Here is a 15,687-nt window from a genome sequence, read left to right as displayed (position 1 = left end):
CACGGTGAAGCCTGCTGTGCCACCTTCGGTCACGTTGGTTTGGTCCGCCGCGATGCTCACCACTGGCGCCACAACAGAATGAGTAGAATACCCGAAACTTTTCACTGTATTACCCACTGAATCGCTTGAGTTAACGACGACGCTAATCTCAGTATCCGCGAGCAAATCAGATCCTTGAACATCGACAGACCAATGCCCGTCAACACCAACTAAAGTTGTATATTTAGTTCCGTTAACTTCTAGAGTCAGAGTATCGCCTTCTGCAATATCTCCACCAATCGCGGTACCAGTGACAGGAAGGACTTGCTGACTCTCGTCGAGAGAAATCATGTCATCTGATGTAATGTTATCTACTGTTACAGTACCTTGATCTGCGACAGTATCCTTTTGAATAGTGCTTGGTGCAGCATATGCCACATTACCTACAGCGTCAGATACAGATGCGTTTACTGTCAAAACACCATCTAACAAGCCGGTAACATCAACGTTTGCCTCAAAATACCCCCACCCGTCACTATCTGTGTATGAAATATCAGCTAAAGGAATGCTTATGCTATTGCCAGCAGAGTCGGAAATAGTTAAAGCAGTAACAGTGCTAGCAGTTTCGGTAAAACCACCAATTAAGAGTGATCCTTGCTCATCGTAGTTAACCGTTAAATCACCATTACCATCTTGAGCAAATACCTCGATATCAGCCCAGGTATCAACTTTATAAATCTCAGTACTGGTCACGGAAAAACTATTACCAGCTACATCCGTTCCAGAAACCTTTGCAGTAATATATGGATTTGCAGATGAAGTTGAAGCCAGAACGCTTCCCAAAACACCTACCGAGTACGTTAATCGCCCGAGGGAGTCCGTTTGACTTGACACAACTGTTTCAGCAATCACCGCATCATCCAAAACAATTTGGACAGTATCGCCAGCTTTGGCATCCCCAGACACCCATCCACTGACTGTAACGATATTTCCGTTAGTTGTTTCAGATGCATTTAGAATGCTATCGGATGTAATGGTGTCGATATCAATACCTGCACTCGCAGTCGTATCAACCGTATGAGTAGAGCTTCCATTACTGACGACTGAATTACCGGAAGCATCATCAGACTCAACACTCACATCGAACGCCGTATCCGCTGCCAAGTCTGTGCCCGCAACGTCCACAGACCATGTGCCACCTGCGGCCACTGTGGTTGTGTAAATATTACCGTTAATTTCTAGAGTAACCGTATCGCCTTCTGCGATATCGCCACCTGTGGCCGTACCGGTCACGGTCACTGTGCCTGCCGCTTCGCTCGCGTTGATCACGTCATCAGAGGTGATATCGTCTACCGTCACTGTACCCGCTGTCGCTGTGACATCAACTGCATAAGACTGGCTAGAACTCGCCTGACCTGTCTGTCCTGCTGAATTAGATACTTGAACGCTACCATCAACGATGGCATCTGCGTCATTCGCCAGGTCACTGCCCGCTACAGAGATTGAAAATCCGCCATTTACCACAGTACCAGTATATACAGTGCCGTTAACTGTAAGTTGGACTGTACCTGAAGTGAACGCATCACCTGTTACACTACCCGTAACCGTAACATTGTCCGCAGCTTCTGCCGCGTTAACAATTGAGTCAGTGGTAATCGGATCAATATCCAGATTAATCGTTAATGGTGTTGTAGAGGCACTAGAAGACGCTGAAGTGTTATTTGTAGTACTACTCGTCGCAAAGGCAAATGGATCTGGAGCGGTTTCACGGCCGTAGTAAGCTGAGCCACCTGTATCAACGTCCCGGCTGTTATCGGTGTCATAGCCGTAGGAAGGAAGTGCTTCTTGACCTGAACGGTTGATGCTGACGTCAACACGGTCGCTATCCCCATCATCAGTGCCGTCATTACCTGCGGCCGGAGCGTCTTGGATTAAGGTAGGGTCTTGGCCTTCAAGGATGGCCTGTTGTAATTCATCAAAATCGACACTGGAGTCGGCGACGAGCTCTTGAGCGTCACCAAAGCTGAAAACTTCATCTGTGATTTCGACGACGGCCTCGTTGGCCACAACAATCTGGTTACCATCTACAAACTCGATGGTGGCACTGCCATTACCAATAGCGATAACGGTTTCACCGTAGAATATAGGATCCCCAACGTTAACAATCCGCTCTTGACCATCTATGGATTGGACTCTGACCGATCCACTGATTTGTACTACGAAGCCAACTGCATTACCGAGAGTTGCAAAGGAAACTTGATTGTCGCTCATGATGATTACCTTGATAGAATTTTCAGCTATGACTGAACATAGACCTTCTTATCAAGCATTTCTATTGTACCAAGGTACAGTCGGCCAATTTATCGAGAATTTGCCGCTCAAATTGCGTTCACAATTATGACTCATTATAATGCGACGCTTCATTTAGCAGCGCCAGGCATGCAATGTGTCTCGTTCGTTCCGCTGCACAATCTCAAGATGATATAAAGGGTGTCCATGACAGATACATTAAAAAGAGAGTGGTTCTCGAACATACGCGGTGACGTATTGTCCGGTACCGTGGTGGCGTTAGCTTTGATTCCAGAAGCCATTGCCTTTTCCATCATTGCAGGTGTTGACCCAAAAGTGGGATTGTACGCATCCTTCTGTATAGCAGTGATTATTTCATTCTTGGGCGGTCGTCCAGGTATGATTTCTGCCGCCACAGGTGCCATGGCTCTCTTAATGGTGACTTTGGTAAAAGAGCACGGTTTACAGTACTTGCTCGCCGCCAGCTTTCTCTGTGGTGTTTTCCAAATCGCAGCAGGCTACCTAAAGCTCGGCAGTTTAATGCGCTTTGTCTCACGGTCGGTGGTGACTGGCTTTGTGAACGCTTTAGCCATTTTGATCTTCATGGCACAGCTTCCTGAATTGACCAATGTAACATGGCATGTGTACGCCATGACGGCAGCAGGGCTAGGCATTATTTATTTGTTCCCATACTTACCTGTGATTGGTAAAGCTCTTCCTAGCCCACTTGTTTGTATCGTCGTGCTGACTGGCTTTGCTATGGCTGTTGGCCTAGACATCCGTACCGTTGGTGATATGGGTGAGCTACCAGACTCTTTGCCTATCTTCTTACTACCAGATGTACCGCTAAATCTGGAAACCCTATTGATCATCTTGCCCTACTCACTCGGCCTTGCAGTGGTGGGACTTCTCGAATCCATGATGACGGCAACCATTGTCGATGAGCTGACCGACACAACCAGTGACCGTAACCGTGAGTGTAAAGGTCAAGGGGTTGCAAACATAGGTTCCAGCTTACTAGGTGGCATGGCAGGCTGTGCCATGATTGGTCAATCAGTTATCAACGTAAAATCTGGCGGCCGCTGTCGCTTGTCCACCTTCATTGCAGGTGTACTACTCTTGATCATGGTGGTATTCCTTGACGACCTAATTAGTCAGATCCCTATGGCCGCCTTGGTAGCCGTTATGATCATGGTGTCAATCGGCACCTTCTCTTGGGAATCCATCATCAATTTGAAACATCACCCGATGTCCACCAATATTGTTATGTTGGCTACAGTGGCGATCGTTGTGGCAACCCACAACCTAGCATTGGGCGTATTTGTCGGTGTCTTGCTGGCGTCTTTATTCTTCGCTAATAAAATTGGCCGCTTTATGGTGGTTAAAAGCGAAAACGCTGACCAAGGCACGGTTTATAAAGTGGTTGGTCAGGTATTCTTTGCTTCTGCTGAGAAGTTCAACAACGCGTTTGACTTTAAAGAAGCGGTACAGCACGTCACCATCGATCTATCCAGCGCTCATTTCTGGGACATCACGGCCGTATCCGCATTGGACAAAGTTGTGATCAAGTTCCGCCGTGAAGGCGCGACGGTAGAGGTGGTCGGCATGAATGAAGCCACTGCCACTGTAGTAGACAAGTTTGGCGTTCACAACAAACCAGAAGAAGCCGAAAAACTATTAAGCGGCCACTAAGGAGTTCACGATGAAAAACATTGTTGCATGCATTGATGGTTCAGCGTTAACCCAACCTGTTATTGACGCCTCTGCTTGGGCGGCATCAAAACTTGCAGCACCGCTGGTGCTGCTCCATGCCCTTGAGAAACAAAGTACCAATGAGCAAGATTTATCAGGCACCATTGGTTTCAGTAGCCGCGAGCATCTCTTATCAGAGCTGACCGAGCTAGATGAAAAACGTGCCAAACTCGCCCTAGAACACGGCAAGGTTTTGTTAGATCAAGCCAGCTCCCATGTGCAAGATCGCAATCTTGAGGTGACAGCACTACAACGTCACGGCCACTTTGTGGAAACTTTGGAAGACCTTCAAAACGACACCCGCCTATACGTTGTAGGCAAGCAAGGTACTGACCATAGTGCCAGCCCAGTGATCGGCTCTAATCTTGAAAACGCGGCGCGTTCCCTCTCCCAACCCATCATGGTGGTTTCAGGAAAATTCAGCACTCCAGAGAGCTTCATGGTCGCTTACGATGGACGAGAGACCGCCATTGCAGCACTCGAGCGCATTGCCAACAGCCCATTACTCAAAGACATTCCTTGTCATCTGATAATGGTCAAGCGGGATGTCGCAGATCAAGAAGAGGCGCTCGAAAAAGCACGTAAAAAGCTGCAGGAGCTGGGCTTTAAGGTGGAATCACACCTAATCGAAGGCACTAGCATTCAGCAAGCCCTATTAAATTACCAGCAACAGCACAACATCGGACTGGTCGCCATGGGCGCCTACGCTCACTCCAAGGTGCGTCAATTCTTTGTGGGTAGTAACACCACCAAAATGCTAACGGACTGCCAAGCTCCCGTCATCATCTTGCGTTAACTCACGAGATCACGATGGCCGCTCGCAATTGTGAGCGGCCATAGCGACTCATTTTTTCAAAGTCGGATTTCACCACCGGCACATATTGACACTCCACCAGCGCCACATCCTCTTCAAAATCTGGATCATGGACATAGATATGTTGCTCGTCATAGCCCGTCACCACCACCCAATGGGGGGACTTTTTACCATCCATTCGATAAGTACTGATCAACACAATGACCCACTTGCCCTGATCCACCGCAGTGACTAAGTCAGCACTAGACAACGACTGGTAGTGAACAGGCACCCCTTCCGCCTCGCTTTCACGAACAAACTTAGTATGACACGCTAAGAGTACTGTCTTCTTCAATTCGTCTCGCACCCCATCCAAAAATAGCGGCTGATCATCATTGAGCCAGACTTCAGCATTAAATCCACGACGTTTAGCCGCCAGCCCTAGCCCAGTAGGGTGACACCCCCCATGACCACTGGTCATGTAAATCGTGGTCGCTTCACGCCAAATGTCTAATTCATGCTCTAAGCTAGTATCCGCCTCATCATTATGGGCGGCACACACCATCAATAGGGAAGCAGGCCCACAGGTATAAGGCGTTCGTTGTCCCACATAAGGCACTTTCAACAACTTGCTTTTGTCATCAAAGGCTCGAATGCGCTTATGCATTCGCACGGCATTACTGGTGTCTTCATAGTAATTGAGATAAGCCCCAAATGGGCGGTAGCCCACTTTTTTATACAAAGCGATCGCCCCAAGATTACGCTCACTGACTTCAAGACGTAGGGAAATACAGCCATGTTTAGCAGCATGTCTCTCCGCTTGAACCAATAACAGTTGCCCTATCCCCTTCCCTCGCGCGGCTGCTGACACAGCCAAAGAATACAAACGAGCATGGGCACGCCCTTTAAAAAGGTGCACCAGAGCATAACCAAACACCTGATCATCCACGGAGGCCACAAGCAAAACAGACGCCTCAGACTTGATACCATGACGTAAACTACGGCGGCTCATCCGGTCCCCTTGGAACGCCTCTTTTTCTAAAGCCTCTAACGTATCTAAATCGGATAACTGGGCAACACGGACGAGAATTTCTTGTGACATATAAAGGCCCTCAAAGCCTAAATAAAGACGGTAATAATGGTGCGGATTTTAAGACCAAAACTAATCAAAAATATAGTCATATTGGTACGCAAATTTAATTAATTTACTACTATTACAAAGATAAAAAATAGCGCACTATGCGCCTATCTTAACAAGCCTATTAGAAGGACTTTTCTGCATGGCACAAACCTACATTGTGGTCGATCAACTCAAAGACTGGTCTGCATTCTTACCAAGTGACCATGTCATCACCTTTCCCCAGTATCTATCACTCACCACTAAGGCGAATGACCGCACACGTATCATTAACTTGTGCAAAAGCAGCCGTTATTTGTCTGATGGCTACTATTGCTCATTGCTTGCAGAAAGCCGTGGCCACAACGTTATGCCCTCCGTACGCACCCTAAATGACCTAAATAAAAAAGCCCTGTATGACATTGAGTTGTCACAATGGCTGCCGTCCCTAGCAGAAAAACTCGGCACGCCCAATGAAGCCACAACCATCAAAGGTCATGCGGTATTCGGCAACACACTTAACCCAGAGCTTAAAGACTTCGCACGCAAGCTGTTTGAGAAGTTCCCAGCGCCCGTTATTGAATTCACCCTAAGTTACAAGAAACAATGGCAAGTGAAGTCACTCAAGGCAACCTCCCATAAAGCCCTAGATGACGCGGAAGAAACCTTGTTTGCCGAAGCCCTCGATGGCTTCAGCTCAAAAGTCTGGAACCGAACTCGTAAGAGTCGCAGCATCAAGTTCGACCTAGCCATGCTAGTCAACCCAGAGGAAGAGCTGCCACCTAGCGACAAGCAGGCCCTGAAAAAATTTGTGCAAGCGGGCAAACAACTGGGCATCCAAGTAGACATCATTGGTCCAAAGGATATCGTTCGCCTACCGGAATACGATGGTTTGTTCATCCGCGAGACCACCAACATCGACCACCACACCTACCAGTTTGCCAAAAAGGCCGAAGCCTATGGCCTGGTCGTAATGGACGATCCAACGTCTATTATGCGCTGTACTAACAAGGTGTACTTGGCGGACCTCTTTAACACCCATAAAGTCCCCAGCCCTAAGACGCGCATTATCCACCGGGGCGAAACAGGCATAGAGGACACCTTAGAGCAGCACATCAGCTATCCCATGGTCGTGAAAATCCCAGATGGTGCTTTTTCTAAAGGCGTGCTGAAAGCCCAAGACCGCGCTGAACTAACCAAGTGCTTGGACGAGCTGTTTAAAAAATCGAGCTTGCTGCTGGTGCAAGAATACCTGTACACCGAATTCGACTGGCGTATCGGCATTTTGAACAACAAGCCTATCTTTGCGTGCCGCTACTACATGGTGAAAAACCACTGGCAGATCTACCAACACGGTGAATCCAAAAGCGAGAGTGGCGGCTTTGACACCCTACCTACTTTCGAAGTGCCAAGACGAGTACTGCAAGCGGCCATCGCTGCCACCAAACCGATTGGCAACGGTTTATATGGAGTCGATATCAAAGAAGTAAAAGGCCGTGGTTACGTCATCGAAGTAAATGACAACCCCAGCATAGACCGTGGTGTGGAAGACAAATACCTTGGAGATGAACTCTACATGCAGATCATGTCTGAGTTCCTGCGCCGCATGCAGCAAAAGACCATGAACTAATCCTCTCACCTTCACCAGAGTTGCCACAAAAGCAGCTCTGGTGAGCTTTTCTCCGATACGTCCATCTTTTGAACACGAACTGCTGTGTTTTTTGAACGTTATTTAATAACGACTTCCATAGAATCCTTAAAAGTGGTTTAGCGGTTTACAAATACCGCAACTGATTTACAACTTTCGAGGATCATTCATGTCTCAACACATCGCGTTTATTGGAGCAGGCAATATGTCTCGCGCCATTTACGGCGGACTTATTCGCTCTGGCTATCCCGCATCACAGATCACTGCCACGTCACCAGAGCTGGACGTTTTACAAACCCAACAAAACACCTATGGCATTCACACCACCACGGACAACCTATTGGCCACCACTAAAGCAGATGTCTTGGTTTTAGCGGTCAAACCACAGATTTTGAAAATGGTCTGTGAAGAGATCGCGCCCGTGGTGAAAAACCGCAAAGCACCACCACTGATCATTTCCATTGCGGCCGGCATCGAATGTAACGCCATCAGCAAATGGCTTGGAGTGGAAGCTCCCATCGTCCGCTGCATGCCCAATACACCAGCCTTAATTGGGGTTGGAGCCTCTGGCCTGTTCGCCAACCGTTTTGTATCCGATCAACAAAAAGATGCCGCAGAGCAACTCATGGGAGCCGTTGGCATCGCCGAATGGGTCACAGAAGAGCCGCTTTTAAATGCTGTTACAGCCGTCTCAGGCAGTGCACCAGCCTACTTCTTTTTAATGCTAAACGCGATGCAACAAGCGGCCATACAACAAGGTCTCTCAGCCGATAGCGCCCGCAAGCTTGCCCAACAAACGGCTCTCGGTGCCGCCAAAATGGCCATAGACAGCACAGAATCACTGACCCGCTTAATGCAAAACGTCATGTCGCCCCAAGGCTCCACCGAACAAGCCATTTTGTCACTACAAAGCAACGAATTCAGCGAAGCCATTGAAGCCGCAATGAATGCCTGCAAAGCACGCGCTGAAGCCATGCAAAAAGAATTCGGAGGCTAACTCCGCACTGAATTCAAGGAGGAACAAAGACTGTCATAAGGACATACCTAAGCATCTAAAACAAAGGAACCATAATGAAAATACAAAAAGTACTCTGTCTTGCATCAGGTATCATTGCCGCCACCCTTTCCACTCAAACCCTCGCGGAAAACAACTGGCGTATGGCGACACCTTGGTCCGGTGGTCCTTGGTTAGAAAGGGATGCCCAATCTTTTGTTGATCATGTGAACAACTTAAGCAATGGCGATTTCAATATCAAAGTGTTCCCCGGTGGCACACTAGGCAGCGCTTTGAAAGTGACCGACTCAGTGCAATCCGGTGTCGCACAAATCAGCCATAACTACATCAACTACGACTACGGCATGGACCCTACTACCGCCTTACTGGCAGGCCACTCAAGCGGCCTTACCCCAGAAGAATTCATGTTATGGATGTATCAAGGGGGTGGCGTGGAGCTTTACGAGCAGTACCGCCGAGAAAAATTTAACGTGGTCGCTTTCCCTTGTTCCATTTTGGGCACAGAAATCTTCCTACACTCCAATAAACCGGTACGCACTTTAGAAGACTTTAAAGGATTACGTCTTCGTACATCGGGCGCTTGGGCAGAAATCGCTTCGCGCTTAGGCGCTTCAACAGTGGTCATGGCAGGGAGCGAAATTTACAGTGCTCTTGAGCGTGGCGTGATTGATGCCGCCGAATGGGGCAGCCCAGAAATGAACAAACCAACAGGCTTCCAAGAAGTTGCGAAATACGTGATTTTCCCTGGCATCCACCAATCCGGTGGTGTTTTGGAATGCCAAGTGAATCGTCGCGCTTGGGAAGGCCTATCTGACCAGCAACAGAATTTGTTACGTCAAGCGGCAAAACTGTCTGTGTTTGATTCTTGGTTGGCAGCATCTTACGCCGATCTGGATGCCTACGAAGAACTTAAATCTGGTAACAATGAGCTGATCGAGCTTGACCCAAGCTTTATCAGTGCTGTTCTTAAAGAAACCAAAGCATGGGAAGACAGCTATGCAGAAGAAATTGATTGGTTCGCTAAAGTTCTTGAGTCCCAGCGCGCCTTCAAAGACAAAATCCAAAGCTGGCCTAACTACCGTCTAAAAATCGGCGAAACAGAGAGCTAATTCGTTCTCTCCTACGCTAACACTCAGCCAGCAACACTCCAATGTTGCTGGCTCCCACTAAGCTGATATCGAAACACACTATGAAACTCATTCGACTGATCGATGGGGTCACTCGCCTTTTTGGTGCCATGGCTGCCCTATTGATATTGCCGCTTATTTTTGCGCTGGTATACGAAGTATTCAGCCGCTATGTCTTAAACACCCCTACTCTTTGGGCCTATGAAATCAGTTATATGGTTATGGGAGCACTCTTTATGCTCGGCATGGCCAATGCGTTACGTCTCAAGCAACACGTCAGCGTGGACTTAGTCACCATGCACTTATCCCCTAGAGCGGCTGCTTGCCTTCGCATCTTGTTTTATTTGCCACTAATCCCCTTGATGTTTTGGCTCACCTGGGAGTTGGCTCACTATGCTTTAGAAGCCCTACATCGAGGCGAACGCTCCGGCCGCTCCGCTTGGAACCCTGTGATGTGGCCAGTATACAGCTCCTGGTTTATTGGCTTCCTTTTGTTGGCACTGCAATTGGTGTCAGAACTACTCAAAAGTCTTGTTGAAATAACCGGTCAGGAGCCTTAACCGTGAGCGAATATTTATCTTTACTGATGTTTCCGGCCTTGATCGGTTTTATCTTCTTAGGCCTGCAAATCTCATTTGCCATGATGCTAAGTGCTGCGGTATTTGGTTATCTAGTATTTGAGGACGTGGTGGCGTATCAGCTGCTGTCCAAGATCGAAGAAACAGCCTCTAATTCTGTGCTGGCAGCGGTGCCCTTATTCATCTTTATGGGGGCCATGCTCGAAAAATCCGGTATTGCCGAAAGACTCTTTCATGCCATTCATCTTTGGACTAAACGCCTTCCCGGAGGCATTGGAGTTGGGACCATTCTACTCGGGACCATCTTTGCCGCAGCCAGCGGAGTGGTAGGCGCCACGGAAGCAGTCATCGGCTTGCTTGCCATTCCAATCATGCTTAAGCATCAGTACGACAAGCGTCTATTATCAGGCGTTATCTGCTCTAGTGGTTCACTGGGGACCGCCATCCCACCTTCAATCACAGTGATTGTACTAGGGCCTGTAGCAGGGGTATCAGTTGGTCAATTATTTAATGGCTTACTTATCCCGGGCTTATTGATGGCGGGGCTGTTCATTCTCTATGTGATTTTAATAGCTTATTTCAAACCGGCTATGGCGCCATCGGGTACAGACACTGGCCCTCAGATCACTTTAAGCGAAAAATTAAAAGTCACTGTCACCGCTTTACTGCCTGCGGCCGCACTGATTTTCACCGTATTGGGTACCATTCTACTAGGGCTGGCGACCCCCACCGAGGCGTCCGCTTGCGGTGCTGTAGGCGCGGTACTGCTGTCGATTCTTTATCGCAGCTGCTCTCTCTCTGTATTGTGGGAGTCGGTACTCAGAACCGTAAACATCTCTGCCATGATCTTAATGATTGTGATGGCAGGCAATATGTTTGCTGGGATCTTCTTCGCCACAGGCGGCATGGGGACGGTTCAGTCGTTATTGCTGGACTCAGATTTAAGCCGTTATTCTGTGTTGGCAATGATTCTAGGGATCGCCTTTATCGCTGGCTTCCTGCTGGACATGATGTCCGTGGTCTTGATCATTATTCCAGTGGCGATGCCAATCGTGCGCTTGCTTGGCTTTGATGATATTTGGTTCTGTGTTGCCTTCTTAGTCATTTTGCAGACCAGTTACCTAACGCCTCCTTTGGCACCTTCCATTTTCTATCTAAGGGCCATATCGCCTGCATCCATCACCTTGAAACACATGTATGCCGGGGTAATTCCATTCATTGGTATACAGATAGTCGTGTTGGTGGCGATTTTGGCGATACCTGAGCTGGCAACTTGGCTGCCCAAAAAGCTCTCAACAGCCAATTGGTAGGCGCTTTGTACACAAAACCCAACACAAGTAAATAAGTATCATTATTGATAATGTGCCCTCAAAAGAGGGCACTATTCATTATTTGCAAATTTCTTGCATGCTTTAGACGCTCGGGGAAAAATACCCCAAAATAACTATAAGAGTACCTTTATGCAGATCAGAGATGTCCACTTACCTAACCATTGCCATTCACATAGCCACGATTTTCATCAAATTATTTTTCATACCCATGATGAAGCGCTATTTGACATAAATGGTTGCCGCGACACCATGAACATGCATAAGGGATGCATTATTCCGACCACAGACAAACATTGCTACAAGGGCTACGGCGACAGCCGCCAGGTCATTATTGATTTGCCCATCTTGAACTTTCACACCCGCGTAGACACCTTGTTCGACAAGCCCTGTTACTTCAAATCAGATCAGAATCTAATCGATCTAGTGCGTTGCATCAAAAACGAACAAGACAACTTTGAGCATTTCCCCGAAGCACATCTGAATATTTCCATGGGGCTATTGGCTTCTCTCTACTGCCGAATTTATGGCAGCGCGCCTAATACGACTTTTTTCAAGCGTTTGAATATTGAACTCATTGAACGATTTGTTGAGCATCATCTCGCCGCCAAGATTTCGGTGGCCCAGCTCGCAGATATGAACCACATGAGTCGAGGTCATTTTAATGAACTGTTTACCAAGCAAACGGGGTTATCCCCTTACCAGTTCATTTTGAAAAAGCGCCTCACCGTGGCCCACGAGTTAATTGTTTCGACGCGCAAGCCTCTCTCTTTGATTGCCCAGAATGTGGGATTTAGCTCTCAAAGCGCCCTAACCCACGCCTTTACAAAACACTTTGGCTACGCCCCGCGGCAACTTCGCACCGTCAGCTGCTAATCACCGCTGCTCAGCTCTAGGGCTAATTCCCAGCTTCGAATAAAGCGTCGCTGCTTGACTAAATCTCGCCCGACCAAGAGCTGCTGGTCTAGATCGACCGTCCGAATGGTGCGCGTTGGCCCAAGCGGCAAAGCAAACTGAGAGGCATTTTGCGATGGGCGAATAGGGTATAAAAGCTCCTCGGAAGTCATCAGAGCCTGGCCTTCGTCAGACAATAAAAAGTCTAAGAAACGCCCCGCATCTTGAACGTTGACGGCGTTTTTAGGAATCACAGCGGTACGCATCAGCATCAAGGTGTAATCTTTAGGAATGATCATTTCCAGATTAGGATCTTCAGCAGCACGCTGAGCCGCATAGGAACCTAGCAGGTTGTACCCAACAACCAATTCACCTGAGGCCACATCATCAATTATGCTGCTCGAGCAACAATAGGTGCGCACTCCGTGGCTACCAAAAGCTTCTAACATACGCCCCCATGTGGCATCCGCTTGACGGGCGTCTTGGCTCGCCAACAAGTAGCCAACACCACTGGTGCGAATATCGTAGGTTCCCATGCGTCCAGAGACTTGCTCATCATTTTGACGAATGTAGCTCAGCAAACCTTGTCGATCCTGAGGGATGTCCACCCCCATAAAGGCATTTTTGTTTACCATCATCACTACGGGCTCGTAAGAAAAGGCAAATACTTCATCTCGCCATTTCGCCCGATTGGGCAGGCGTCCCACTTCCTCCGACTGATAGGAACGGGTAAAGCCATCGTTAACCAGCTTTAACTGTAAATCCATGGCACTGCTCAATATCAAGCTTGCAGTAGGCTTAGCCGAATCCGCCACCGTGGAGTAGTAAAGCTCTAGGGTATTTATGTCCACATAACCGATGCGCACATCGGGATTTCGCTCAACAAAACGCTCCAAGATCGGCCGAAAGGAGGACATATCTAGAGTGGAATTGATGTACAACACTCGCTGGGCATTCGGGCTACCAAACCAAACAGGCAAAGCACCATAGCTCAAACTTGCGAACAAAAGGCCAATCAAAGCAATACATCGTCTCATCATTGGTCTCCAGAAAATTGGTATGCAGGAAAATCAACCACCACAGTCGTACCATGGGGATCCGTATCAAGCAAAACCACGTCCGCATTGTGGTGTTTAGCTATGTCTTTTACGAGGGACAAGCCCACTCCTGATCCAGCGATGTCATAGCGCCCTCGGTAGAAACGCTCGAACACTCGCTGCTTGTCTGCATCACTGATACCAACCCCATGATCGATAACCTCTACCCGGTACACTTGAGGAAGCGGGGTCACGCGAACTGTCACTTCTTTGCTCTGCTCAGAGGTATCCAGCATGCTGTAACGTACGGCGTTTTCGATTAGGTTCTGCATCATTTGCTCAATGGCAATGGTGTCCCCCACTACGATGGCCTCTTCCACTTCCACATCAAAGGATAAAATCACCCCTTTACGGTAAGCCGTAAGGGCTTGAGCCCGACAAGACTCTTGAATCGGTTGGATCAAATCGATCAACCCCATGGCTTTGGATTGCAAACGATGGCTAATAACCGCTTGATTCAACAGAAAGCTCACCGTATCGCTCAAGGCTTCACACTGGGCAATGATTTTTTCCAAGGCTTGGCGCTGCTCTTCTGGCTTACCAATGTCTCGAGCGTTTTCTGCCAAAGCTTTTAAGCTGGCAATGGGTGTACGTAGCTGGTGGGCGGCGTTGCCGGTATAGTTTTCAAGCTCTTCCAAGTTAGTCTGCAAGCGCTTCATAAAGTCATTAATTACGACTTTTAGATGATAGGTTTCTCTTGGGGTTTTCAGCGTCAGGGGCGTTAAATCTCCTGGAGTCCGCTCCTCTAACACCTGCTCAATTCGGTGCAAAGGGCGCAGGATCAGATGACTACCGATCAATAGCAAAACAATAGACACCAATGAAACCAACAAAATTAGTTCCACGGCACGCTGGGTCACTGAACCAGCCATTTCTTCACGGGATAAACGGGTATGAGCCAGAACAATACGCACGGTACCACTGGCATCCGGCTCAGTTAGATAACGTTCTAACCAAGCAAACCTTAGGGTTTCGCCGGAATACTGCCGATCAAAAAACTGAATCACGCCCTGCTCTACCGGTAAACTGGGTGTGGCATCCAGATCAAAATAGCCAGTCACAAAACCTTGAGAGGAGCTTTCAACCTTATAGAATACACGGTCGTCACTGGCCTGAGCCAAGGTAGCAAACGCAGACCAAGGGATATCAATGGTGATTTCACCAGCCTCTTGACCTAGGTTTTCATCCATCTGCAATAATGCACTGCGCAACAACCGATCATAGGAGATGTCCGCCAAACGCTGACTGTAATCAAACACCAACTTCATCGCCAATACAGCAATAAAGGTAATGGTGACAATACCAACAGCAACGAAGCGCCCTCGCAGGGAAGGAGAACGTCGATACTCAGCTAAGGATTCACTAGCGTTGTGCTGGGGTAACTTCCGCCACATACCCAATGCCTCTAAGGGTGCTAATGGTCAGGTCGCTGCCTGCCATTTTTTTTCGTAAACGTCCCACGTATAGCTCAATGGCATTGGGGCCAGGCGTTTCATCAAAGTTGAATAAATGCTCCGTGATCTCGTCCTTGCTCAATACTCGACCGAGATGCCCCAGAAAGATTTCCAGCAAACGAAATTCGCGGTTGGTCACCGCTGTCACGACTTGATTCACTAACACCTGACGACTGTCGCGGTCAACCGTAATATTGCCATGCTCAGTGACATTGGAGGCATACCCCTGTTTGCGGCGCAATAGAGCACGGCATCGTGCCTCTAGCTCACCAAAATCAAAGGGTTTGGTCAGGTAGTCATCGGCGCCTGCATCAAGTAAACGAATACGATCATCCACTTGGTCCCGAGCGGTCAACACCAACACAGGAGTGGCGTCCTCCCGTTGACGCAGCGCCTGCAGAATTTGTAAGCCCGACATATTAGGAAGATTCAAATCTAAGATGATCAGGTCAACAGACTGATAACGCAGCAGCTCATTGGCTTGCTTGCCGTCCATAATCAAATCTGCTCCGTGGCCAAGGCTCGATAAGCGCTCGCATATGGCTTGGCCCAACACTTCGGTATCTTCTACTACTAGTATTCGCATTCCAACTTCTCATCGGCCTAAAAACGGAAC

General features: G+C 48.3%; 13 protein-coding genes. 8 read left to right on the top strand and 5 right to left on the bottom strand.

Annotated features, from left to right (window positions below):
* Positions 1-2,250 (bottom strand): retention module-containing protein (locus tag ACFQ45_RS04345; RefSeq protein ID WP_377365695.1); only part of this gene is annotated, 2,250 nt, incomplete at its 3' end.
* A gap of 219 nt (positions 2,251-2,469) precedes the next feature.
* Between ACFQ45_RS04345 and ACFQ45_RS04340 the strand changes: the two genes are divergently transcribed.
* Together ACFQ45_RS04340 and ACFQ45_RS04335 are read left to right on the top strand one after the other, a co-directional pair.
* Entirely contained in the window at positions 2,470-3,960 is a 1,491-nt protein-coding gene (locus ACFQ45_RS04340) for a SulP family inorganic anion transporter (protein WP_452600443.1), read from the top strand.
* 10 nt (positions 3,961-3,970) lie between these two features.
* Entirely contained in the window at positions 3,971-4,816 is an 846-nt protein-coding gene (locus tag ACFQ45_RS04335; protein ID WP_377365691.1) for a universal stress protein, read from the top strand.
* 1 nt (position 4,817) lies between these two features.
* On the opposite strand, the gene ACFQ45_RS04330 is transcribed toward ACFQ45_RS04335, so the two are convergent.
* Entirely contained in the window at positions 4,818-5,915 is a 1,098-nt protein-coding gene (locus tag ACFQ45_RS04330; RefSeq protein WP_377365689.1) for a peptidase C39 family protein, read from the bottom strand.
* A 178-nt stretch (positions 5,916-6,093) separates the two neighbouring features.
* On the opposite strand from ACFQ45_RS04330, the gene ACFQ45_RS04325 reads away from it, so the two are divergent.
* From ACFQ45_RS04325 to ACFQ45_RS04300, 6 genes are all read left to right on the top strand, one after another.
* Entirely contained in the window at positions 6,094-7,560 is a 1,467-nt protein-coding gene (locus tag ACFQ45_RS04325; protein WP_377365687.1) for a RimK family protein, read from the top strand.
* 187 nt (positions 7,561-7,747) lie between these two features.
* Positions 7,748-8,575 (top strand): pyrroline-5-carboxylate reductase, encoded by an 828-nt coding sequence (gene proC / locus ACFQ45_RS04320; protein WP_377365685.1) that lies wholly within the window; start codon positions 7,748-7,750, stop codon positions 8,573-8,575.
* A gap of 74 nt (positions 8,576-8,649) precedes the next feature.
* Entirely contained in the window at positions 8,650-9,702 is a 1,053-nt protein-coding gene (gene dctP / locus ACFQ45_RS04315; RefSeq protein ID WP_377365683.1) for a TRAP transporter substrate-binding protein DctP, read from the top strand.
* A gap of 80 nt (positions 9,703-9,782) precedes the next feature.
* Complete coding sequence (locus ACFQ45_RS04310) at positions 9,783-10,280, top strand: TRAP transporter small permease subunit (RefSeq protein WP_377365681.1); 498 nt, start codon at positions 9,783-9,785, stop codon at positions 10,278-10,280.
* 2 nt (positions 10,281-10,282) lie between these two features.
* A complete protein-coding gene (locus ACFQ45_RS04305) occupies positions 10,283-11,608 on the top strand; it encodes a TRAP transporter large permease (RefSeq protein ID WP_377365679.1) in 1,326 nt (441 codons plus the stop codon).
* Between the two features lie 150 nt (positions 11,609-11,758).
* Positions 11,759-12,502, top strand: coding sequence for an AraC family transcriptional regulator (locus ACFQ45_RS04300; protein ID WP_377365677.1), 744 nt, complete (start codon positions 11,759-11,761; stop codon positions 12,500-12,502).
* Here the strand turns inward: ACFQ45_RS04300 and ACFQ45_RS04295 are convergent.
* From ACFQ45_RS04295 to ACFQ45_RS04285, 3 genes are read right to left on the bottom strand one after another with little or no spacing between them, the layout of a single operon-like run.
* Positions 12,499-13,560, bottom strand: coding sequence for an ABC transporter substrate-binding protein (locus tag ACFQ45_RS04295; protein ID WP_377365675.1), 1,062 nt, complete (start codon positions 13,558-13,560; stop codon positions 12,499-12,501). The genes ACFQ45_RS04300 and ACFQ45_RS04295 overlap by 4 nt on opposite strands.
* Positions 13,557-15,011 (bottom strand): sensor histidine kinase, encoded by a 1,455-nt coding sequence (locus ACFQ45_RS04290; protein ID WP_377365673.1) that lies wholly within the window; start codon positions 15,009-15,011, stop codon positions 13,557-13,559. The genes ACFQ45_RS04295 and ACFQ45_RS04290 overlap by 4 nt, the downstream gene beginning before the upstream one ends.
* Positions 14,980-15,657 carry a response regulator transcription factor gene (locus ACFQ45_RS04285; protein ID WP_377365671.1) on the bottom strand — a complete coding sequence of 226 codons (678 nt, stop codon included), beginning with the start codon at positions 15,655-15,657 and terminating at the stop codon, positions 14,980-14,982. The genes ACFQ45_RS04290 and ACFQ45_RS04285 overlap by 32 nt, the downstream gene beginning before the upstream one ends.
* Positions 15,658-15,687: the final 30 nt, after the last annotated feature.

The sequence above is a fragment of the Rhodanobacter aciditrophus genome, from assembly GCF_042679525.1.
Classification (GTDB): domain Bacteria; phylum Pseudomonadota; class Gammaproteobacteria; order Pseudomonadales; family Marinomonadaceae; genus Marinomonas; species Marinomonas aciditrophus.
This window is presented reverse-complemented; position numbering and strand designations above follow the sequence as displayed.